Consider the following 19,507-nt stretch of genomic DNA (forward strand, 5'->3'; position numbering starts at 1 on the left):
GCCGGCGTGCGGCCGGGCGGGGCCGCGGCGGTCAGCGGCCGCCGCGCGCCGGAGCCGGAGCGCCCGTGTTGCCGGCCGTCCGGTCATCCGCCCCGACGCCGATCCGGAGGGTGGCCGGTGCGGGTGCGGCGCAGCAGCCCCCGGCCAGGTCCTCGGCCGGGTCCGGCTGGTCGAAGAGGCCGGCACCGCCGCACACCCCGGTCTCGGGGAGGACGAGTTCGACCCGCTCGGCGGCCTCGCGGTCGCCGGCCAGGGCCGCGGCGACGGAGCGGACCTGCTCGTAGCCCGTGAGGGCGAGGAAGGTCGGGGCGCGGCCGTAGGACTTCATGCCGACGAGGTAGACGTCCCGCTCGGGGTGGGACAGCTCGTTCGCGCCGTGGGGGTAGGCGGTGCCGCAGGAGTGGACGTTCGGGTCGATGAGCGGGGCGAGGCCCACGGGGGCCTGGAGGCGCTCGTCGAGAGCCAGGCGCAGCTCGGAGACGAAGGTGAGGTCCGGGCGGAAGCCGGTGAGGACGATGACCTCGTCGACCGGGTCGAGGCGGCGGCCGTCCTCCCCCACGAGGATCAGCCGGCCGCCGTCGCGTTCGACGGCGGCGGTGCGGAACCCGGTGGCCGCGGTGGCGTGGCCGGCCTCGACGGCGGCCTGGGCACGCCGGCCCAGGGCGCCGCGGGCGGGAAGCTGGTCGGCCGCTCCGCCCCCGAAGGTGTCGCCGCCGATCCCGCGCCGCAGGATCCAGGTGGCGTGGGTGGCCGGTACGTCCTCGGCGAGGCCGGCGAGGAGGGCCAGGGCGGTGAAGGCCGAGGCGCCGGTGCCGACGACGGCGGTGCGCCGGCCCGCGTACCGGGCCCGTACGGCCGGGTCGGTGAGGTCGGGGACGCGGTAGGAGATCCGGTCGGCGGCGGTGCGCTCGCCCAGGGCGCGCAGACCGTCGCCGCCGAGCGGGTTCGGCGTGGTCCAGGTGCCGGAGGCGTCGATCACGGCGCGGGCCGTGATCCGCTCCTCGCGTCCGTCCGCACCCAGGAGGTGGACGGTGAAGGGCTGGGCCTCGCGGCCGGAGTCGACGACCCGGTCGCGGCCGGCCCGGGAGACACCGGTGACCCGGGCGCCGTAGCGGACGCGGTCGCCGAGGGCGTCGGCGAGCGGCTGGAGGTAGAGCGTGGCCCAGTCGCCGCCGTTGGGGTAGGCGGCGCCGTCGGGGCGGGCCCACCCGGTCGGGGCGAGGAGCTTCTCGGCGGACGGGTCGACGACCTCGGACCAGGTGGAGAAGAGCCGTACGTGTGCCCACTCGCGCACCGCGGACCCGGCGACGGGACCGGACTCCAGGACGAGGGGCTCGATGTCCCGCTCGATGAGCCGGGCCGCTGCCGCGAGGCCGATCGGTCCGGCGCCGATCACGACGACGGGCAGGGCTTCGGTGGATGCGTTCACGACGGACTCCCTATTGATTCGACATGTGTCGATGTCCTGAGGACTCCAGACTGGCACCGTGTATCGACGTTCGTCAACATAGACATCTGTCGAATTTCTGGCGATGATGGAGGGCATGTCGACCACGAAGGCGTTGCCCCTGCTGGAGCCGGACGCGGCCCCGTGCTGCCCGCCGCTGTCGGAGCGCCCGCTGACGTCCGAGGAGGCCCAGCGGTCCGCCGTCATGTTCAAGGCGCTGGGCGATCCCGTGCGCCTGCGGCTGTTCTCCCTGGTGGCCTCGCACGAGGGCGGCGAGGCCTGCGTGTGCGACATCTCCGACGTCGGCGTCTCCCAGCCGACCGTCTCCCACCACCTGAAGAAGCTGAAGGACGCCGGTCTGCTCTCCTCCGAGCGGCGCGGCACCTGGGTGTACTACCGGGTGGAACCGGCCGTACTGGCCGCGATGGGCCGGCTCCTCGTCCGGACCGGCGCGGCATGAGCTTTTGCGTCGAGCCACTGACCGGTACCCACGCGCAGGAGGCCCTGGCCATCTACCAGGCGGGCATCGACGAGGGGAACGCCACCTTCGAGACCTCCGCCCCCAGTTGGGCCCGGTTCGACGCGGCGAGGCTGCCCGGGCACCGCTTCGCCGCGCTCGGCCCCGACGGGAAGCTGCTCGGCTGGGTGGCCGCGTCGAAGGTCTCCGACCGCCGCGCGTACGCGGGCGTGGTCGAGCACTCGGTGTACGTACATCCGGACGCCCGGGGCCGCGGCGTCGCCCGCGCGCTGCTGGACGCGCTGATCACCTCGACCGAGGCGGCCGGCATCTGGACGATCCAGTCGGGCGTCTTCCCGGAGAACACCGCGAGTCTGGAGCTGCACCGGCGGGCCGGATTCCGGGTGATCGGAACCCGCGAGCGGATCGGCCTCCACCATGACGTGTGGCGCGACGTGGTCCTGCTGGAACGCCGGAGCCGCACCGTCGACGGCTGACCGCCCCGCCCGGGACGGGCCGTCGGCCGGGGTCGCGGCGCCTACCGGCCGGTGGCGTCGAACTTCCGCCGCCGGGCCAGCGACACGTGGACGAGGGCGACCAGGACCGGGACCTCGATCAGGGGGCCCACGACGCCCGCCAGCGCCTGACCGCTCGTGACGCCGAAGGTGGCGATCGCGACCGCGATGGCCAGCTCGAAGTTGTTGCCGGCCGCCGTGAAGGCCAGCGTGGCGGTGCGGTCGTACGGCAGGCCGACGGCCCTGCCGAGGGCGAAGGAGCCGAACCACATGACCGCGAAGTACACGAGGAGCGGGAGCGCGATCCGCGCGACGTCCAGCGGGTGCGAGGTGATCGTCCTTCCCTGGAGGGCGAAGAGGGTGACGATCGTGAAGAGCAGGCCGTAGAGGGCCCAGGGACCGATCCTCGGCAGGAAGCCGGACTCGTACGCCTCTCGGCCGAGTTTCCGCTCGCCGACGCGGCGGGTGAGGTAGCCGGCGAGCAGCGGGACGCCGAGGAAGACGACGACGTTGAGCGCGATCTTCCACAGGGAGACGTCGAGGTGCTCGCCGTCGCCCAGGCCGAGCCGGGCGGGGAGCAGATCGAGGTAGAACCAGCCCAGCAGGCCGAAGGCGACGACCTGGAAGGCCGAGTTCAGGGCCACCAGCACGGCTGCGGCTTCGCGGTCGCCGCAGGCGAGGTCGTTCCAGATGACGACCATGGCGATGCAGCGGGCCAGGCCGACGATGATCAGGCCGGTGCGGTACTCGGGCAGGTCGGCCAGGAAGATCCAGGCCAGCGCGAACATGACGGCCGGGCCGACGAGCCAGTTGACGACGAGCGAGGAGACGATGAGCCGCCGGTCTCCGGTGACCGCGTCGAACCTGTCGTACCGGACCTTCGCGAGCACCGGGTACATCATCACGAGCAGGCCGACCGCGATCGGGAGGGAGATGCCGCCGGTCTCCACCACGGCGAGGGCGTCGCCCAGGCCGGGGACCAGCCGGCCCAGCCCCAGACCGAGGGCCATGGCGAGCAGGATCCACACGGCGAGGAAGCGGTCCAGGGTGGACAGCCTGCCCACCACCCCGCCGCCTTCGGCGGCCGTCGGCCTCCGGGGGGCGACCGGTTCGGCGGCGGGCATCAGCAGGACCTCTTGCGGCCGGCCGCGGTGGTCGTACGGGCCGCTGCGGCCAGGTCCGCGAACCGGCCCGCGAGGGCTTCGAGGGCCTCCGGACGCAGCCGGTAGTACGTGAAGCGGCCGCACGGCTCGGTGTCCACGACCCCGGCCTCCCGCAGGACCCGCAGGTGGTTGGAGAGATTCGTCTGCTTCGCGCCCGTCTCCTCGACGAGGTGCGTGGTGCACAGGGTCTCCCGGGCGAGCAGGGTCACGATCTCCAGCCGCAGCGGGTCGGCGAGAACCTTGATCAGGTCAGCATTGGCTGATGTCAGCATGGGCTGATATTTTCACATCAGCGGTGACCGATACCACTGGCGCCGCCCGGCCTTCGTCGCGCACGAGAAGAGAACCTGCCGTGTCCAAGCCGTCCGTGCTGTTCGTCTGCGTCCACAACGCCGGTCGCTCCCAGATGGCCGCAGCCTGGCTGACCCACCTCGCCGGGGACCGCATCGAGGTCCGCTCCGCGGGTTCCGCCCCCGCCGGCGCGGTGAACCCGGCCGCGGTCGAGGCCATGCGCGAGGTCGGCATCGACATGTCCGCCGAGACCCCCTCGATCCTCACCGTGGACGCGGTGAGGGCCTCGGACGTATGCGTCACCATGGGCTGCGGCGACGCCTGCCCCGTCTTCCCGGGCAAGCGCTACCTCGACTGGGCACTCGAAGACCCCGCGGGCCGGGGCGTCGAGGCCGTACGCCCGATCCGCGAGGAGATCAGGAAGCTCGTCGAGGGCCTGATCGCGGAGATCGCCCCCGCCCGGCCGGCCTGAGCGTGCACAGCGGCGGCCGCGCGCACCGGCGGCCGCGTCGCGGGTCGGGCTACGGGTCCAGGGGGAAGAGGGCCAGGGCGCCGGTGATCTCCAGGAGCCGCTGGAGTTGGGAGTTGAGGGCTGCCAGCCGGATGACGCCGCCGGACTCCTGCGCCGTGCGCCGCGCGGCGAGGAGGACGTTGAGCGCCGAGGAGTCACAGAAGCTCAGCCGGCTGCAGTCGATCACCACGGCCTTGACCGGCGAGGCGTGGGCGAGGGCCTCGGTGAGGGCGCGCTGCAGGACGGGCGCGGTCTCGATGTCGAGTTCGCCGACGGGCCTGACCGCGACGGTGCGGTCCAGGACCTCCACGGCGATGTTCTTTCCGCCGGCCCCGCGTGGAGGGCGTTCGACCATGGGTGGATCACTCCTTGGATGTACGGGCGTGGCCCCGCGACCCGGTCGCCCGGTCCGGTCGGGTCGGGAGCCGCAGGTCACGTGTCGTGCTGGCCGTGCGTGTCCTCGCGAAGATCGTAGACGGAGCCGTGGCGTGGGCGCGTCCGGCGGGGCCCGGCTCCGACGCCTCTCCGCACACGGACGCGGGCCCTGCTCGACCCCCCATACCTCCTCGTCGGACAACTGAAAATCTATCTTGGCCATCGTAGACAATCGGAAGCGTCATGGCTATGGTTTCTCTCGTGGCCGAGACCGAGCAGGAGGAGATGACACCGCACGCCCCGTTCGGCCGTCTCGACGACGACGACTACCCCGCCTACACCACGGGCCGGGCCGCGGACATGCTCGGCACGACCCAGGCCTTCCTCCGCGCCCTCGGCGAAGCCCGCCTCATCACCCCGCTGCGCTCCGAGGGCGGCCACCGCCGCTACTCCCGCTACCAGCTGCGCATCGCCGCCCGCGCCCGGGAACTCGTCGACCAGGGCACCCCCATCGAGGCCGCCTGCCGCATCATCATCCTCGAGGACCAACTCGAAGAGGCCCAGCGCCTCAACGCCGAATACCGCCGCGCGAGCGGGACACCCCAGGCGGCCGCCGGGACCTGAGGGCGACGACCCGGCCGAGCGGACCCGGTCAGACCCGGCGGACGCACCGGCGGACGCACCGGCAGACCGGATCCGGCCGTCGATCCGCGCAGTTCGACGGCCCCGCGGGTGGGTCACACGGTGAGAGCAACCGAACGCGCGCAACCGGCGACGTCGTGTGTCCAATGGGCCGTATCGGGTTTTCGCGTCCATCGTTCACGGGAGTGCCATGCGTCTGCCGTCCGATCCGCCCGACGACGTGTCCCCGCCGCCGCGGAAGGGTCAGGGCAGCGCAGGGCGGGTGGCGATGAGTTCGGTCTCGGCCGTGCTGATCACACTCACGTGCATCCTCGTGCCCGTCTCCCTGCTCACCGTCTGGGTGCACGACATCGTGCTGGACACCGGCCGCTACGTGTCCACGGTCTCCCCGCTCGCCTCGAACCCGGCGATCGAGGCCGCCGCCGTCCACCGCATCACCGAAGCGGCCGACGTCCGGGTCGACGGCGCCGAGGTCGCGTCGGACCTCGCGAAGTGGCTGGAGTCCCAGGGGCTGCCGCCCCGCGTCGGAACGGCGGTCAAGGCGCTGGGGCCGCAGCTGGACTCGGCTGCGGACACGGCCGTCTCCAAGGTGGCGACCCGGTTCGTCGAGAGCGACCGGTTCGAGACCGTCTGGACCACCGCGAACCGCGTCGCCCACTCCGCGGTGGTGCACGCACTGACCGGTGAGGGCCGCGGCGCGGTGGGCGTCGAGGACGGCACCGTCACCCTCGACGTCGGCGCCGCCGTGGAGAAGGTCAAGGAAGACCTCGTGAACGCCGGTCTGTCCCCGGCCGAGAAGATCCCCGAGGTCCACAAGCAGATGGTGCTCTTCCAGTCCGAGGAGTTGGAGAAGGTCAGGGGCGCGGCCCACCTCCTCGACGTCGTCGGCAACTGGATGCCCGTGCTCACCGTGGTCCTCGGCGCCGTCGGAGTGATGCTCGCCCGGCGCCGCCGCCGGGCCCTGGTGGCCACGGCACTCGGCGCGGCCGGCGCCTGTCTCCTCGTCGCCATCGTGCTGGTCGTCGTTCGCCACTACTACCTCGACCACCTCCCCGCGGAGGTCCAGTCACCGGCGGCGGCCGCGGCGGTCTTCGACACCCTGGTGCGGTTCCTGAAGGTGAGCCTGCGGACCGCGCTGGTCCTCGGGGTCGTCGTGGCGCTCGGCGCCTACCTCTCCGGCGCCGGCCGGCTGCCGCGCGGCGTGCGCGGCCGCGCCGAACGCGCGGCCGACTCCGCCGCCGGATGGGGCGCCGGCCACGGCGTGCACACCGGGCGGGTCGGCACGTGGGTACAGGCCCGCCGGGGCGCGCTCACCATCGGCGTACTGCTCGTCCTCGCGCTCGTGTTCGCGCTGTGGAACCACCCGACGGTACTGACCGTCCTGCTCCTGGTCCTCGTCCTGCTCGCCGTGCTCGCCGTGCTGGCCCTGCTGGCGGCCGGCGGCCGCGCCTCGCAGACGGCTCAGCCCGGGCCGGCGGGGACGGCGGGTCCGACGGGCCGGACCGGGGACCGCTGAGCGGGGAGCCGCGCCCCGTCGGCGCGTCACGGCCGCGGAGGGTCCGCGGGCGTGCGGAGCCAGGTCGCCGGGAGGGGCTCGTGGGCGACCACGTACCCGACGGCGAGGGCGAGGGTGATGACGATGAAGAACATGATGAGCCAGGACAGCAGGACGAAGACCGAGCCGAGGCTGCCGAACTGCTGCATGCTGCGCTCGACGGCATGGGGCATGTAGATCTGCGATCCCACGGTCAGGAACTGCTCACCGAACCCGGCCAGCAGCGCACCGGGCAGCAGGGGCAGCCACGGGACGCGGCCACCGAGCAGCAGGTGCGGCGTCCACCACCACAGCAGGGTGCCGCTGACCACCGCGAAGGCGAAACCGGCGGCCCGGCCGGTGCCGAAGGCCGTCTGCACCAGCCCCTGGAACAGCAGGGCGACCAGCCAGACGGCGAGCCAGGCCAGCCAGCGCCAAGCGGCGACCCGGGCCTTGGCCTTGGGCAGGTGCCAGCAGCGCTCGCACGTCTTCTGCAGGGCGCGACTGCACGCGGTGGCCGACAGCAGCGTCACCACGACCCCCACTCCGCCCGTGCTCGCCAGGACCGTGGAATCGGTGGCGGAGTACATCGACCGCACCTGGTCCAGTGCGGCGTCCCGGAGGCCCAGTGTCGTACGGATGGACGCGACGAGCTGGCCCTGGAGCCAGTCGGGAGCGAGGGCCGCGATGACGAAGACGGCCGGCAGCGCGCCGAGGAAGGCCTGGGCGGCCAGCCTGGTCGCGCAGTCCAGGACCCTGACCGTCGCGAGCTGGTCCAGGAGCCGGCCGAGCAGCGGGGTGTGCTTGCGCATCCAGCCCGGGACGGCGCGAAAGCGATGTCCGGCCTCCGGTTCGGGCACGGCGGAACTCCTCGGGGCGCGGTTCGCGGCGGCTGCGCCGCCCTTGTCGAGAACAATGACGGAATTAATCTGTTATCCGGCATTTCGCCACTCGGTCCCGCCGCTCCCGTGATTGCATCTCCAACCAGCGCTGCGACCACGTCCACGGGGAACAAGGAGCGTTGAGGAGGCTGGATGTCCGGCTCGGCTGATGTCCCCGCGCGCCTCGGCTCCGAGACACGGCATCAGCGGGGCGCACTGTTCCAGCGTCCTACGCGCGCACTGCGCAGGGACCTGTCCCAGCTCGTCTGCGCGGTCGTCGGGCTGGCGCTGGGGCTCCTCGTCCCCAGGCTCTCGGGAGGGCCGAGGGTGGAGTCCGGACAGGTGGCGACCCTGCTGTTCACCATCGGGTTCGGGGTCATCAGCCTGGTGAGCATCATCTACTCGGTGCTGTTCCTCGTCGTGCAGTTCTCCGCGAGCACCTTCACACCACGTCTGGGCCTCTTCCGCGACGAGCCCATCGTCTGGCGCGCGTTCGCCTTCACCATCGGGGTGTTCGTCTTCTGCATCACCTCGGGTCTGGCCATCGGCGGCGCGAGCGGAACCGTCTCGGTCGTCGTCCCCCTCGTCGCCATGCTGCTCACCCTGGTCTCGCTCGCCCTCATGCGGACGCTCCAGATGAAGGCGTTCGACTCCATCCAGCTCGCCCACGCGCTGACCGCGATCGTCACCCGCGCGCACCGGCTGTTCGACACCCTGTACGTGCGGCCGTACGATCCGCGCGAGGTCGCCGCGGCGCCTCCCCCGGCGGCCGGCGCCGCCCTCCTGCGCTGGCAGGGGCCGGGGGCCGTGCTCCAGCAGATCGACGTGGCCGCGCTGGTCGGCGCGGCGAAGGCGCACGACTGCTCGATCGCGCTGCGCGTCGCGCCCGGACAGGCCGTGTCGCAGGGCGTGGCCCTCGCCGACGTGAGGGGCGGCCGCCTGCCGGAACGGGTGCTGCGCGACCACATGGTCACGGGGCTGGAGCGCACCTTCCACCAGGATCCGCAGCTGCCCTTGCGCCTGCTCGTCGACATCGCCCTCCGCGCCCTCTCCCCGGCCGTCAACGATCCGGCCACGGCCGTGGACTGCCTGGACCGCCTGGAGGACCTGCTCACCCGCCTCGCCGGACGGGACCTGGACGTCGGCCGCTTCGCCGACGACGACGGCGCGTTGCGGGTGACGGTCCCGGTGCCCGGCTGGGAGCAGTTCGTACGCACCGCCGTCGACGACCTGGTCTTCGCCGCCGGCGGCTCCCCGATGGCCCTGCGCAGGATGCGCACCCTGCTGGCCAGGCTGGTGGAGCAGAGCCCGGAGGGCCGCCGCGGAGTCCTGCGGGACCGGCTGGGCTGGGTCCACCGGACGGGGAGCGAAGCCTCTCCGCTGACCTGGGAGGACCCCGCGGACGGTTAGAGGGGTGTCCGGCCGCCCGGCCCCCGCCCCCAGGCCCCCACGGCGCCCGCCCGCGGGACCAGCCCGGCGCCCGTCGCCGGAGTGCGTGCCGATCGGACCGATGCTGCAATGGGTGGAGCGCTCCGCCGCCGGTGGGGCGCGGGAACCGCCGGTCGTCTGTGAGGAGTGGTCATGAGCGACGCAGCGGGAGCCGGTGAACGTGGCGGGCAGCCCACCGCTGTGGCCTGAGCCGGGCCCCCGTCACCGCCGCGTGCTGGCGGGCTACCTGCTCCGCTCGGCGGCCTCGGCCGTCGTGCTCACCGCGCTGTACTACCTGATCCCGCTGGACCGCGGCCTCGACGCCCTGACCCTCACCCTGCTGCTCCTCGGCCTGGTCCTCTTCGGCAGCCTGGTCGTCTGGCAGATCGCCCTCATCTCCCATGCGGAGCATCCGCGGCTGCGCGCCCTCGAAGCCCTGGCCACCGCCGTGCCGCTGTTCCTGGTGCTGTTCTCCTCCACCTACTTCCTGCTCGCGCAGGAAGTGCCGGAATCGTTCACGGAGCCGCTGAACCGGACCGACGCGCTGTACTTCACCGTCACGGTGTTCGCGACCGTGGGCTTCGGGGACATCGCACCCGTCACCCAGGCCGCCCGCGTGCTGACGACCTCGCAGATGGTCGCCGATCTGATCGTGGTGGGAGTGATCGCCAAGGCCCTGTTCGGCGCGGTCCGGCTCGGGATGCGCAGACGAGGGGACAACCCATGAGCGAGCCGCGTACCCGGTCCGCCCCGGCGGCCGGGGGGTCGCAACCGCAAGAAGCGGTCGTACTGAGGAACTTGCTCCGCAGCCCCGGCTACCTCAAGGCGCTCGCGTTCTGCGCCCTGATCGGCATACCGGTGTCCCTCGTCGCCTTCTGGTTCCTCGTCCTGCTGCACGAACTGGAACACGCGCTGTGGGCGAACCTCCCCCACGCCCTGGGCTGGGACACCCCGCCCTGGTGGTGGCCCTTCCCCCTGCTGCTCGTCGCCGGCATCGGGGTCGGCCTGATCGCCGCCCGCCTGCCCGGGGCCGGCGGCCACGTCCCCGTCTCCGGACTGGACGACTCGGGGCCGCCCTCGTCGCGCGCGCTGCCCGGCGTCCTCCTCGCGGCGCTGGCGAGCCTGCCCTTCGGCGCCGTCCTGGGACCGGAGGCCCCGCTGATCGCCCTGGGCGGCGGCCTGGCGCTGCTGTTCCGCAACCTCGCGCAGGTGCCGGCGACCGCCCGGAGCGCCGTCCTGCTGGGTACCGCCGGAGCGGCGGCGGCCGTGTCCGCGATCTTCGGCAATCCGCTGATCGCCGCGGTGCTCCTCATGGAGGTCGCCGGGGTCGGCGGGCCGCAGCTGTTCGCGGTCATGCTCCCCGCCCTGCTCTCCAGCGGGGTCGGGGCCCTGGTGTTCACCGGACTCGGCCGCTGGACCGGCCTGGCGACGGGCAACCTCTCCCTGAAGCTGTCCGCACCGCTCCCCCGGCTGGACCTCGCCGACGTGCTCTGGGCGCTGGCCATCGCCGTGGTCCTCGCCGCGGTCCTGCACCCGCTGCTGGCCGGGGCCCGGCTGATCGCCTCGTACGTCGCGGAGCGGCCGCTGGTACGGACCGTGCTGTGCGCCCTCGGCGCCGCCGCCTGCGCCGGGCTCTACGCGCTGATCACGGACCGCTCGCCCGTACAGGTCACCTCGTCCGGCCAGTCCACCCTCGCCGCACTCGCCGCCGACCCGCACGCGTGGGGGGTCGGTGCGCTGCTCGCCGTCCTGCTGTTCAAAGGCGCGGCCTACGCGCTCTGTCTCGGCAGCCTGCGCGGGGGCCCCGTGTTCCCGGCGCTCTTCCTCGGCGCCGCGGCGGGCGTCCTGCTCTCGCCCCTGCCGGGTCTGGGCGTCGTACCGGCCATGGCGGCGGGCATGGCCGCGGCCTCGGTCATCGCGCTGCGGCTGCCGGTGAGCAGCGTGCTGCTCGTGGTCCTGCTGCTGGGCAGCACCGCGATGATGCCCGTGGTGATCCTGGCGGCCGTGGTCGCCTTCGTCATCACCGAGCTGCTCCCGATGGGGGCGGTGCACGAGCCGGAGGGCGGGCCGGGCGGGTCCTGAGGCGGGGGCGGGGAGCTCAGTGGCCGGGCTCCGCGGCCGAGATGGCCGCGAGGGCCGAGCCCGGGTCCCGTTCGACCTCGAGGTCGCCCAGGGTGACGACACCGACGAGTTCGCCCGCCTCGGTCTGTACGGGGAGGCGGCGCAGGGCGTGCCGGCGCATGAGGTCGACGGCCTGCTCGACGTGGTCGTCCGGCCTGACGGTGAGCGGGTCCGTGCTGCAGATCGCGTGCACCGTGGTGTCGGCGAGATCGCGGTTCTCGGCAACGCCCCGGATGACGAGGTCCCGGTCGGTCAGGATGCCGCGGAGCCGTCCCTCGTCGACGACGAGGACGTCGCCGATGCCGGCGTCGCGCATGACGCGCGCGGCTTCCGCCAGCGAGGTGAGCTTCTCGACGGTCACCGGGTTCCCGGTCATCACTTCGTGGACCTGTCGGGTCATGATTCCCACCACCTCCCGTACCTGGGCGTCTTACCGTTGCGCCGGTCGCCAAACCCCGACGGGAGGGGCGCGTGTCGCGTCAGGGGGCTCCCGCGGTGTGAGCGCAGCCCCACGGGGGTAGACGTAAAACACACCCCACGCCATGGGAGGCAGCCACGATCGCCGCCCCGGCTCACGCCGGGGGCGTCGACCGCGCCGTCCAGGGGGCCTCCCGCGCGCGGGATCCGCACGGCGCCGGAGCGGCCGGTACCGTGCCCCCGCGCCTTCCGGACGCTAGCGAGGACCCGCCATGGACGGCCCGGAGCTTACCCACCAGGAGCGCATGATCCTCGAGGACATCGAGGGCGGACTGCGCACGGACGAACTCCTCGACCGACGCCTCCGTACGCTGAGCCGCGGCATGAGGCCGTGGACCGGTGCCTGGAACACCGCCCTCGACCATCGCCTCGGCCTCTGCACGTCCCTGCTCGCCGTCGCCTGCGCCGCTCTCTTCGTACGCGCCGCGGTGTCGGCCTCGCCGGGCCCCCTCTGGCTCTTCGCCGCCCTGTGGGTCCCGACGGCGCTCTGCCTGCTCCGGCTGACGTGCCGGTGGGGCCGCGCCAAGGTGGTGACGGTCCTGGCCACGCGCGAGAGGCCGGAGCCCCCGGTACCGGGCGCCTCGTCCGTCTAGGGCGTCTCTTTCGGATCGTCTCGGCTTCGCCGGCCGGCCCGCCCGGTTCTGCCGCGGCCCGCCCTCAGTGCTCGTTCTCCAGGTGGACGGGCATCAGCAGCGAGAACGTGTCCTCCGTGTCGGTCCGGCGGACGGCCAGAGGTGCCTTGGGGGCGCCGAACTCGAGCTCCAGCCGGTCCCGGTCCCCCGCGGCGAGGGCCTGCAACAGGTACGCGCGGTTGACGGCGACGCGGCTGCGGCCCGCGCCGCCGTCCCCCACGGCTCCCCGCGCGTCACCGGCGCCGTCCCCGTCCCGGTCCCCGCAGACGGTCACCGAGCCGTCGGCCGCCACCTCGAGCAGGCTGAGGTCGTAGGACGCGCCGTCCTGCCCGCGCACCTCGCTCGCGCGGACGGGGCCGGTCTCCAGCGCCTCCCGGAGGGCCGGGACGTCGACGAGGGCGCGGCGCCCGGCCGGCAGGCGGACGAGGCGGCGGTAGTCGGGGAAGTCGTGGCCGAGGCACTGGCCGGCCGCCTGCCGGTCCCCCGTCTCCAGGCCGACGCGGTCGCCGTCCACGGTGATGTGGACGGACGCGTCGGCGCCCAGCAGCGCCCGCATGGCGTCCGCGAGCGGGGACGGTACGACGACCTGCACCCGGGGCCCGACGTGGCCGGTGGTACCGGCCAGGGCGACGGCCATCCGGTAGCGGTCGGTGGCGACGACGCGGAGATCCGCGCCGTCGAAGTCGAACAGGACACCGGCGAGCGTCGGCAGCTCCGGGTCACCGCCCGCGGCGAAGCGGACGGCGTCCAGGGCGGCGGCCAGCCCGGCCGCGGAGACCGCCACCCGGACGGGCTCGGCGGAGGCGGAGGCGTCGGCGTCGGCCGACGACGCGGCGGAATCGGCGGAACGGAGGACGGTCATGGGGCTCTCCCTGCATTCGAGTAGCGCTCGGAGCGTGGAGAACTCACCGCGGGCATCGGCCAGCCCCCGTTCGAGCCGGCGCAGATGGGCCCCGAGCAGCTTGCGCACCAGGTCGCCGTCCGCGCCGGACCAGCCGGCCAGGACCAGCCGGATGTCCGCCAGCGGCATCCCCGCCCGGCGCAGCCGGGCCAGCACCCGGGACTCTTCGAGCTGCCCGGGTCCGTACCAGCGGTAGCCGCTCACCGGGTCCACCCAGGCCGGGACCAGCACGCCCGCGCCGTCGTAGAACCGCAGGGCGCTCACGCTCAGTCCGCAGGTCCGGGCCATCTCGCCGATGCCGCGCATGTCGTTCTCCACACCCGGAACCCTGATCCCTCCACCAGGTCGAGGGTCAACCCCGGCTGCGGCGGCCCGTCCACGGGCCCCGCCGCCGGAAGCCCCACGAGGCCGCGAGGCCACGAGGCCACGAGGCTACGGAGCCGCGGGCGAGCGAGGAGCCGCCAGGAGGGCGAGGGCCCCGGCGAGCTGCTCCCGGACGGCGGGGTCGGTAATAGTGCCGTCGGGGCCGACCATGCCGCGGTCCACCGGGATCCGCACGCACGCCGGCTCCACGATGGCGGCGCCGGTGTAGCCGAGGACGGTGCGCAGCGTGTCCTCCGCGCCCTGGCCGCGTCCCGGGGCGGCCGCGTTCACCCAGGCCACGGGCTTGTCGCAGATCTCCGTGCCGCCGACCGTCCAGTCCAGCAGGTTCTTGAAGGAGCCCGGCAGGGTGCCCGCGTACTCGGGGGCGCAGATCAAGATCCCGGACGCCTCGCCGATCGCCGCGCGCAGCGCGGCCACGGGGGCCGGCAGCGTGTCGCCGTCGTCGTCGGGGTTGAAGTGCGGGAGCTCCGCGAGCCCTTCGTACGGGACGGTCCGCACCGGCGAGGGGGCCGCGGCCCGCGCGGTGCGCAGCACGGACTCGTTGGAGGAGCCGGCCCGCAGGCTCCCCGACAGCAGCAGGATCACAGGCGGTGTGGACATGCGCTCAATCTAGCGAGGTCCTGAAGATCCGGTCCAGATGGTGGCGGAGCACGGCGACGGCGGATTCCGGGCTCCGCTGGCCCACGAGGATGCTGGTGCCCATGGTCGCCGTCATGGCGAGCAGGCTGACCGCCTCGGTGCGCGCGTCGGCGCCGGGGTCGGCGAGGCCGGACGCCTGGGCCTGTTCGAGGAGCCCGCACACCGCGTTCTCGGCGGCGTCGGGGTTGTCGATGAAGGGCTGGGCGGCCAGCGCCTCGTCGGTGACGGACAGGATCGAGTAGGAGCTGTAGAGGAGGTGGAAGGTGCGGCTCTCCTCGTCGGTGGGCAGGGAGGCCAGCAGCAGCGCCTCGATGGTCGCGCGCGGGCCGGGGTTCGGACCGGCGGCGGCGAGGCGGGCGCCGACCCGCGCCGTGAAGCGGTGGGTCAGGTGCTGGAGACCGTAGAAGAGGAGCTTCTCCTTGGTCTCGAAGTAGTACTGCACGAGCCGGAGCGACACACCCGCTTCCGCGGCCACGTCCCGCATGCCGACGGCGTGCAGTCCGCGCCGACCCGCGACCTGGATGAGCGCCTCGGCGATCTGGGCCCGTCGTTCCTCGTGGTCCACGCGCTTCGGCATGTGCCGGCGCCTCCGCCCGTCGCTGTGGGTTCGCGGCCCGGCGTCCCCGGACCGGTTCATGGTACCGCCGTACCACCATTATGGTACGGTCGTATCACGAAGACCGGATCTTCCCGGAGGTGCCCCGTGCCCGAGAACACGACCAGTCCGCGCCGCGACATCGGCCGTTACGTGAGCGACGAGCTGCGCGAGCGCTACTTCGCCGCCTGCGACGCCGTCTACGCGATGGGCGCGCCCGCCCGCTCCGAGACGGACGTCGAGACCAGCTTCGGCACCACCCACGTCTACCGGTACGGTCCCACGGACCCCGCCGCCGCGTCCCGTACCCCGGTGGTCCTGATCCACGGCTCCGGCGGCTGCTCCGCGCAGTGGTACCCCAACACCCGCGCCCTGAGCGCCGAACGCCCCGTCTACGCCCTCGACACCCCCGGCGACCCCGGCCGCAGCGTCCAGCGCGAGCCGATGTGGCAGCCCGAGCGCGCGGCCCAGTGGATGGACGAGGCCCTCGACGCGCTCGGCCTCGACCGGGTCCACCTCGTCGGCTCCTCCTACGGCGGCTGGCTGGTCATCAACCAGGCGCACCTGCGCCCGGGCCGGCTCGCCTCGGTGACGGCCCTCGACCCGGGCGGCCTGGAGAAGGTGGGCCTGCGCTTCTTCGTCTGGATCTTCGCCAGCCTCTTCGCGACCTTCGCCCCCAAGGCGCTGCGGCCCCGGCTGGCGGCCTGGCTGGAGCAGCCCGTCCTCGTCGTTCCCGAACTGCGCGCGTGGATCCAGGCGGGCGTCCGCGCCTTCCGGATCCGACGTCCCGCCCCGCTGCCGCTGGCGGACGCCGAACTGGGCTCGATCCGGACGCCGTTCTACCTGATCATGGGCAAGCGCAGCCTGCTCGTGCACCCGAAGCGCCAGCTGGAGCGGGTGCCGCGGCTGATCCCGGGCGCCCGCGCCGAGATCGTCGCCGCCACGGGCCACGGCCCGCAGATCGACCACCCCGACGTGGTCAACGCCCGCATGCTCGCCTTCATGGAGGACATCGACTCGCTCGAGCCGGCAACGGCGGCGGCCGACGCGTAGCGACGGGACCCCGGCCGGCTCTCAGACCACGACCAGGGCCACCGCCGCCGCGCCCATGAGCGCGGCGGCGGAGTGGACGGCCGGATGACCGTAGTCGCCCGACCACAGGTGCCGGGCCAGACCGCCCACCGCGGCCAGCGCCGCGATGATGCCGATCTGGGCGAGCAGGGTGACCGTGGTGAAGGGGGCCAGCAGCAGCGTGAACGAGTTGAGCCAGAACGGGGCCGCGCCGGTCCAGCCGCGCCAGTCCCGGATCTCCCTCGTCATGATGCCGCCACCAGCCCTTCGATCGCCTTTACGAGATGTCAACTCGCAGGCTGTACAGCCTCCTTGGGTGCTACGGCCGGGACAAGGGCCCGTTCGGCAAGAAATCCGAAAGCCAGGCCGAAAGTGGTCCACATCGCGGCCTGGATGGCCAGCGAGGCGAGCCGGAACTGCCAGACGAGCGCGGCGGGGAAGTCCGCCGGGACCTCGTTGACCCCGGGCAGCGTCGCGTACGCGATGCCGACCGCCACCACGAAGGCCGTCGAGGCGGCGATCGAGGCGTTCCAGTTGCCGAGGCGCGGCGCCAGGCGCCGGCCCAGGATCAGCGCGCCCACGGCGAGCAGCACGCTGAGCGCGATCATCAGGACGTAGAGCGTGGTCCGCTGGACCGTGGTCTCGGGGTCTCCGACGGCCGGCGGGTTGGCGGGGTACTTGAAGAACGGCACCAGGCCGAGGGTGACGAACAGGCCGCCGGCGACCAGTGCCGCCGTGGCCCGGGGGCCGAAGCGGCCGATGCGGCCGAGGGCGTAGCAGAAGACGAGCGCCGCGATGCCTCCGAGCGCGACGCCGTAGAGCAGGGTTCCGGTGCCGAGGCCGGCCGTGGCCTGCAGGGCCCGGCTGACCGGGGCCGCCTCCTCCCCGTGGTGGTGGGCTCCGGCCTCCTCGATGGCGATCGCCGCGTCGACCTTGGATTCACCGAGGAGGTACGCGAAGAGGAAGGCCGCGACACCGGCCAACAGGCCCGCGAGCATGCCCCGGACGAGGAACACCCGGGGAGCGATGGCGGGCATGGGTGAGCTGTCGTTCATGGTGAGCCGTCCCCTGCCGGTCAGTGGCAGGGGAAGCCGAGGAGGTGACGGCCGTCGTGCATCCACTCGTGGACGGTGTCGCCCTCGAAGATCGCGGTGGCGCCCTGCTCGGCGCCCACGAGGTAGAGCAGGACCAGCATGAGGATGCCGACGAACAGGGCCCAAGGGGCCAGTGCGGAGAGGGAGATGGGAGCGACGGCCACAGGGGTGGCAGTCGTGGGCACGGCGGAGTGGGCCATGGCAGGAACCTCCAGGGGGAACACGCGTCCCGGTCATTGGTGCTCACGACGACGGTGGCGGGTCTGACTTCCCTCCCCCTCCGGGAGGATTCACAGTGGCGCGACCGTGCCGGATTGTCACCGGGCTTCCGTCATACCGTCGTCTTGTCGAACGTGACCGTACCCCGCTTACGCTCACCTTATGAACCCCCCATTGGTACGAGTTCATCTCGTGAGACCGCCGTTGGACGAGGGAGAGCGCCGCCACCGCTTCCCCTCCGGGGACCCGTGCCCCGGTCACGAGGGGCTCCGCGGCCAGGATCACGGCGCCTGGGCCGGCCGGACGATGGACGCGGTCGCGGCCGAGGACCCGGCCGCGCTGCACCGCTGGATGACCGAGACCGCGTACGCGCCCCCGGGCGGCGGGGAGTCGGTGGACGCGCTGATCGCGCGGGTCGGCGCACACCTGGACGGGCTGGCTCCCGGCACGCACCGGGCGGTGGTCGGGCAGGGCGTCGTACGGGCGGCCGTGGTGTGGGCCCTCGAGCTGCCCCCGGCGGCCTTCTGGCGCCTCGACGTACGGCCCGCGTCGGTGACGGCGCTGACGGGGCGCTCCGGCCGCTGGAACCTGCTCGTGGGGCAGCCCGCGTAGCGAACCGGGCGGAGCGGGCCGGAGCGAACCGGGCGGAGCGGGCCGGGCGCGCGGCTCAGCCGATACGGGCACCCACGGCTTGGGCGACCTCGCAACGGGCGGGGTCAGACGGTGTGCGCGTCCGCGACGGACAGGGCCTCGTCGATGATCCGCAGGCCCTTGGCGACGTCCTCGGCCGAGATGTTGCACGGGGGCGCGACGTGGAGGCGGTTGCCGGCGATCAGCGGCCACAGCCCGGCCTTCTTCAGGGCGGCGCCGAACTCGGCCATGGGGGCGTTGTCGGCCCCGGCGGCGTTGTACGGCACGAGCGGCTCGCGCGTGCGCCGGTCCCGGACGAGTTCCAGGGCCCAGAAGGTGCCCAAACCGCGGACCTCCCCGACCGAGGGGTGGCGTTCGGCGAGGGCGGCGAGGCCGGGACCGAGCAGCTGCGTGCCGGTGCGGGCGGACTGCTCGACGATGCCCTCCTCCTCCATGACGTTCACGGTGGCGACGGCCGCGGCGCAGGCCAGCACGTGCCCGGAGTACGTCAGCCCGCCCGGGTAGGGACGGCGGGCGAAGGTCTCGGCGATGCCGGCCGAGATGGCGACTCCGCCCAGGGGGACGTAGCCGCTGGTGATGCCCTTGGCGAAGCAGAGCAGGTCGGGGCGCACGTCCCAGTGGTCGGCGGCGAACCACTTACCGGTCCGGCCGAAGCCGACCATGATCTCGTCGAGGATGAAGACGATGCCGAAGCGGTCGCAGAGCTCGCGGACGCCGGCCAGGTAGCCGTCGGGGTGCACGAGCACGCCGGGGGCGCCCCCGACGGTCTCCAGGATGATCGCGGCGACGGACTGCGGGCCCTCGAAGACGATGGTGTCCTCGAGGTGGCGCAGGGCGCGCTCGCACTCCTCGGCCGGGGTGGCCGAGTAGAAGGGCGAGCGGTAGGCGAACGGCCCCCAGAAGTGCACGACTCCGGCGGTCGCGGTGTCGTTGCCGAAGCGGCGCGCGTCGCCCGTGAGGTTGATCGCGGTGGAGGTGGCGCCGTGGTAGGAGCGGTACGCCGAGAGGATCTTGGGGCGGTCGGTGTGCAGCCGGGCCATGCGGACGGCGTTCTCCACGGCCTCGGCGCCCGCGTTGGTGAAGAAGATCTTGTCGAGGTCGCCGGGGGTGCGCTCGGCGATCAGCCGGGCGGCCTCGGAGCGCACGTCGACGGCGAACCCCGGTGCGACGGTGCAGAGCGTGCCGGCCTGCTCGGCGATGGCCGCCGCGACCTTCGGGTGCTGGTAGCCGATGTTCGTGTAGACGAGCGCGCTGGAGAAGTCGAGGTAGCGGTTGCCGTCGTAGTCCCAGAAGTACGAGCCCTCGGCGCCCGCGACGGCGAGGGGGTCGATGAGTTCCTGTGCGGACCACGAATGGAAGACGTGCTTGCGGTCGGCTTCTTTCACTGCCGCCTTGGCAGCGGCGAGGGCGTCGGCTTCTGCGTTCATGGGCCGAGCGTAGTTGTCCAGCATGTGGATGCTCCTCCGGGCGATCGTACGA

Annotated in this window: 24 protein-coding genes; 11 read left to right on the forward strand and 13 right to left on the reverse strand. The window is 73.2% G+C overall.

The window, feature by feature from the left end:
- Positions 1-31: 31 nt before the first annotated feature.
- Positions 32-1,429 carry an NAD(P)-binding domain-containing protein gene (locus ABZY44_RS26355; protein ID WP_356657894.1) on the reverse strand — a complete coding sequence of 466 codons (1,398 nt, stop codon included), beginning with the start codon at positions 1,427-1,429 and terminating at the stop codon, positions 32-34.
- Positions 1,430-1,544: 115 nt separating this feature from the next.
- Between ABZY44_RS26355 and ABZY44_RS26360 the strand changes: the two genes are divergently transcribed.
- The gene (locus ABZY44_RS26360; protein ID WP_356657896.1) at positions 1,545-1,907 is read left to right on the forward strand and encodes a metalloregulator ArsR/SmtB family transcription factor; all 363 of its coding nucleotides are present in this window, start codon (positions 1,545-1,547) and stop codon (positions 1,905-1,907) included.
- Positions 1,904-2,401, forward strand: coding sequence for an N-acetyltransferase family protein (locus tag ABZY44_RS26365; protein WP_356657898.1), 498 nt, complete (start codon positions 1,904-1,906; stop codon positions 2,399-2,401). Before ABZY44_RS26360 ends, ABZY44_RS26365 begins: the two co-directional genes overlap by 4 nt.
- A gap of 41 nt (positions 2,402-2,442) precedes the next feature.
- On the opposite strand, the gene arsB is transcribed toward ABZY44_RS26365, so the two are convergent.
- The gene (arsB, locus tag ABZY44_RS26370; RefSeq protein WP_356657900.1) at positions 2,443-3,543 is read right to left on the reverse strand and encodes an ACR3 family arsenite efflux transporter; all 1,101 of its coding nucleotides are present in this window, start codon (positions 3,541-3,543) and stop codon (positions 2,443-2,445) included.
- Positions 3,543-3,854 (reverse strand): metalloregulator ArsR/SmtB family transcription factor, encoded by a 312-nt coding sequence (locus ABZY44_RS26375; RefSeq protein WP_356657902.1) that lies wholly within the window; start codon positions 3,852-3,854, stop codon positions 3,543-3,545. Before ABZY44_RS26375 ends, arsB begins: the two co-directional genes overlap by 1 nt.
- Before the next feature lie 80 nt (positions 3,855-3,934).
- Here ABZY44_RS26375 and ABZY44_RS26380 point away from each other — a divergent pair, with 80 nt between their 5' ends.
- Positions 3,935-4,345, forward strand: coding sequence for an arsenate reductase ArsC (locus ABZY44_RS26380; RefSeq protein WP_356657904.1), 411 nt, complete (start codon positions 3,935-3,937; stop codon positions 4,343-4,345).
- Between the two features lie 49 nt (positions 4,346-4,394).
- On the opposite strand, the gene ABZY44_RS26385 is transcribed toward ABZY44_RS26380, so the two are convergent.
- Positions 4,395-4,739: an STAS domain-containing protein gene (locus ABZY44_RS26385; protein ID WP_356657906.1), complete on the reverse strand. Its 345-nt coding sequence runs from the start codon at positions 4,737-4,739 to the stop codon at positions 4,395-4,397.
- 269 nt (positions 4,740-5,008) lie between these two features.
- Between ABZY44_RS26385 and ABZY44_RS26390 the strand changes: the two genes are divergently transcribed.
- Both ABZY44_RS26390 and ABZY44_RS26395 read left to right on the forward strand, forming a co-directional pair.
- Entirely contained in the window at positions 5,009-5,383 is a 375-nt protein-coding gene (locus tag ABZY44_RS26390; protein WP_356657969.1) for a MerR family transcriptional regulator, read from the forward strand.
- Positions 5,384-5,687: 304 nt separating this feature from the next.
- Positions 5,688-6,917 carry a hypothetical protein gene (locus tag ABZY44_RS26395; protein ID WP_356657907.1) on the forward strand — a complete coding sequence of 410 codons (1,230 nt, stop codon included), beginning with the start codon at positions 5,688-5,690 and terminating at the stop codon, positions 6,915-6,917.
- 26 nt (positions 6,918-6,943) lie between these two features.
- On the opposite strand, the gene ABZY44_RS26400 is transcribed toward ABZY44_RS26395, so the two are convergent.
- The gene (locus ABZY44_RS26400; RefSeq protein WP_356657909.1) at positions 6,944-7,795 is read right to left on the reverse strand and encodes a YhjD/YihY/BrkB family envelope integrity protein; all 852 of its coding nucleotides are present in this window, start codon (positions 7,793-7,795) and stop codon (positions 6,944-6,946) included.
- A gap of 174 nt (positions 7,796-7,969) precedes the next feature.
- Between ABZY44_RS26400 and ABZY44_RS26405 the strand changes: the two genes are divergently transcribed.
- The 3 genes from ABZY44_RS26405 (at position 7,970) to ABZY44_RS26415 (ending at position 11,326) form a co-directional block, all read left to right on the forward strand.
- Positions 7,970-9,226, forward strand: coding sequence for a DUF2254 family protein (locus ABZY44_RS26405; RefSeq protein WP_356657911.1), 1,257 nt, complete (start codon positions 7,970-7,972; stop codon positions 9,224-9,226).
- 199 nt (positions 9,227-9,425) lie between these two features.
- On the forward strand, positions 9,426-9,971 hold the full coding sequence (locus tag ABZY44_RS26410; RefSeq protein ID WP_356657913.1) for a potassium channel family protein: 546 nt from the start codon (positions 9,426-9,428) through the stop codon (positions 9,969-9,971).
- Entirely contained in the window at positions 9,968-11,326 is a 1,359-nt protein-coding gene (locus ABZY44_RS26415; RefSeq protein WP_356657915.1) for a chloride channel protein, read from the forward strand. The genes ABZY44_RS26410 and ABZY44_RS26415 overlap by 4 nt, the downstream gene beginning before the upstream one ends.
- Before the next feature lie 16 nt (positions 11,327-11,342).
- Here ABZY44_RS26415 and ABZY44_RS26420 read toward each other — a convergent pair whose 3' ends face one another.
- Positions 11,343-11,765, reverse strand: coding sequence for a CBS domain-containing protein (locus ABZY44_RS26420; protein ID WP_356657917.1), 423 nt, complete (start codon positions 11,763-11,765; stop codon positions 11,343-11,345).
- Positions 11,766-12,054: 289 nt separating this feature from the next.
- On the opposite strand from ABZY44_RS26420, the gene ABZY44_RS26425 reads away from it, so the two are divergent.
- On the forward strand, positions 12,055-12,435 hold the full coding sequence (locus tag ABZY44_RS26425; protein WP_356657919.1) for a hypothetical protein: 381 nt from the start codon (positions 12,055-12,057) through the stop codon (positions 12,433-12,435).
- Between the two features lie 64 nt (positions 12,436-12,499).
- On the opposite strand, the gene ABZY44_RS26430 is transcribed toward ABZY44_RS26425, so the two are convergent.
- From ABZY44_RS26430 to ABZY44_RS26440, 3 genes are all read right to left on the reverse strand, one after another.
- Entirely contained in the window at positions 12,500-13,693 is a 1,194-nt protein-coding gene (locus ABZY44_RS26430) for a MerR family transcriptional regulator (RefSeq protein ID WP_356657921.1), read from the reverse strand.
- A gap of 114 nt (positions 13,694-13,807) precedes the next feature.
- Complete coding sequence (locus tag ABZY44_RS26435; protein ID WP_356657923.1) at positions 13,808-14,359, reverse strand: NADPH-dependent FMN reductase; 552 nt, start codon at positions 14,357-14,359, stop codon at positions 13,808-13,810.
- Between the two features lie 4 nt (positions 14,360-14,363).
- Positions 14,364-14,975, reverse strand: a complete 612-nt coding sequence (locus ABZY44_RS26440) for a TetR/AcrR family transcriptional regulator (RefSeq protein ID WP_356657925.1) — start codon at positions 14,973-14,975, stop codon at positions 14,364-14,366.
- Between the two features lie 126 nt (positions 14,976-15,101).
- On the opposite strand from ABZY44_RS26440, the gene ABZY44_RS26445 reads away from it, so the two are divergent.
- Positions 15,102-16,046: an alpha/beta fold hydrolase gene (locus ABZY44_RS26445; RefSeq protein ID WP_356657927.1), complete on the forward strand. Its 945-nt coding sequence runs from the start codon at positions 15,102-15,104 to the stop codon at positions 16,044-16,046.
- Positions 16,047-16,067: 21 nt separating this feature from the next.
- On the opposite strand, the gene ABZY44_RS26450 is transcribed toward ABZY44_RS26445, so the two are convergent.
- Genes ABZY44_RS26450 through ABZY44_RS26460 form a run of 3 tightly spaced genes read right to left on the reverse strand, consistent with a single transcriptional unit; the run spans position 16,068 to position 17,358 of the window.
- The gene (locus tag ABZY44_RS26450; RefSeq protein WP_356657929.1) at positions 16,068-16,313 is read right to left on the reverse strand and encodes a hypothetical protein; all 246 of its coding nucleotides are present in this window, start codon (positions 16,311-16,313) and stop codon (positions 16,068-16,070) included.
- Between the two features lie 38 nt (positions 16,314-16,351).
- The gene (locus tag ABZY44_RS26455) at positions 16,352-17,101 is read right to left on the reverse strand and encodes a CbtA family protein (RefSeq protein WP_356657971.1); all 750 of its coding nucleotides are present in this window, start codon (positions 17,099-17,101) and stop codon (positions 16,352-16,354) included.
- A gap of 38 nt (positions 17,102-17,139) precedes the next feature.
- On the reverse strand, positions 17,140-17,358 hold the full coding sequence (locus ABZY44_RS26460; RefSeq protein WP_356657931.1) for a CbtB-domain containing protein: 219 nt from the start codon (positions 17,356-17,358) through the stop codon (positions 17,140-17,142).
- A 211-nt stretch (positions 17,359-17,569) separates the two neighbouring features.
- Between ABZY44_RS26460 and ABZY44_RS26465 the strand changes: the two genes are divergently transcribed.
- Positions 17,570-17,989 (forward strand): histidine phosphatase family protein, encoded by a 420-nt coding sequence (locus tag ABZY44_RS26465; protein WP_356657933.1) that lies wholly within the window; start codon positions 17,570-17,572, stop codon positions 17,987-17,989.
- Between the two features lie 104 nt (positions 17,990-18,093).
- Here the strand turns inward: ABZY44_RS26465 and ABZY44_RS26470 are convergent, their stop codons facing one another.
- The gene (locus tag ABZY44_RS26470; protein ID WP_356657935.1) at positions 18,094-19,455 is read right to left on the reverse strand and encodes an aspartate aminotransferase family protein; all 1,362 of its coding nucleotides are present in this window, start codon (positions 19,453-19,455) and stop codon (positions 18,094-18,096) included.
- Between the last annotated feature and the right edge of the window lie 52 nt (positions 19,456-19,507).

Origin of the sequence: Streptomyces sp. NPDC006544 (genome assembly GCF_040611715.1) — a bacterium.
Classification (GTDB): Bacteria; Actinomycetota; Actinomycetes; order Streptomycetales; family Streptomycetaceae; genus Streptomyces.

Excerpts from the sequence above, each read along its gene's own strand:
- ABZY44_RS26390 (WP_356657969.1), top strand. The coding sequence starts at position 5,009 with ATGGTTTCTCTCGTGGCCGAGACCGAGCAGGAGGAGATGACACCGCAC.
- ABZY44_RS26450 (WP_356657929.1), bottom strand. The coding sequence starts at position 16,313 with ATGACGAGGGAGATCCGGGACTGGCGCGGCTGGACCGGCGCGGCCCCG.
- ABZY44_RS26415 (WP_356657915.1), top strand. The coding sequence starts at position 9,968 with ATGAGCGAGCCGCGTACCCGGTCCGCCCCGGCGGCCGGGGGGTCGCAA.
- ABZY44_RS26385 (WP_356657906.1), bottom strand. The coding sequence starts at position 4,739 with ATGGTCGAACGCCCTCCACGCGGGGCCGGCGGAAAGAACATCGCCGTG.
- ABZY44_RS26375 (WP_356657902.1), bottom strand. The coding sequence starts at position 3,854 with ATGCTGACATCAGCCAATGCTGACCTGATCAAGGTTCTCGCCGACCCG.
- arsB (WP_356657900.1), bottom strand. The coding sequence starts at position 3,543 with ATGCCCGCCGCCGAACCGGTCGCCCCCCGGAGGCCGACGGCCGCCGAA.
- ABZY44_RS26405 (WP_356657911.1), top strand. The coding sequence starts at position 7,970 with ATGTCCGGCTCGGCTGATGTCCCCGCGCGCCTCGGCTCCGAGACACGG.
- ABZY44_RS26435 (WP_356657923.1), bottom strand. The coding sequence starts at position 14,359 with ATGTCCACACCGCCTGTGATCCTGCTGCTGTCGGGGAGCCTGCGGGCC.
- ABZY44_RS26440 (WP_356657925.1), bottom strand. The coding sequence starts at position 14,975 with ATGCCGAAGCGCGTGGACCACGAGGAACGACGGGCCCAGATCGCCGAG.
- ABZY44_RS26470 (WP_356657935.1), bottom strand. The coding sequence starts at position 19,455 with ATGAACGCAGAAGCCGACGCCCTCGCCGCTGCCAAGGCGGCAGTGAAA.
- ABZY44_RS26420 (WP_356657917.1), bottom strand. The coding sequence starts at position 11,765 with ATGACCCGACAGGTCCACGAAGTGATGACCGGGAACCCGGTGACCGTC.
- ABZY44_RS26360 (WP_356657896.1), top strand. The coding sequence starts at position 1,545 with ATGTCGACCACGAAGGCGTTGCCCCTGCTGGAGCCGGACGCGGCCCCG.
- ABZY44_RS26455 (WP_356657971.1), bottom strand. The coding sequence starts at position 17,101 with ATGCCCGCCATCGCTCCCCGGGTGTTCCTCGTCCGGGGCATGCTCGCG.
- ABZY44_RS26460 (WP_356657931.1), bottom strand. The coding sequence starts at position 17,358 with ATGGCCCACTCCGCCGTGCCCACGACTGCCACCCCTGTGGCCGTCGCT.
- ABZY44_RS26365 (WP_356657898.1), top strand. The coding sequence starts at position 1,904 with ATGAGCTTTTGCGTCGAGCCACTGACCGGTACCCACGCGCAGGAGGCC.
- ABZY44_RS26425 (WP_356657919.1), top strand. The coding sequence starts at position 12,055 with ATGGACGGCCCGGAGCTTACCCACCAGGAGCGCATGATCCTCGAGGAC.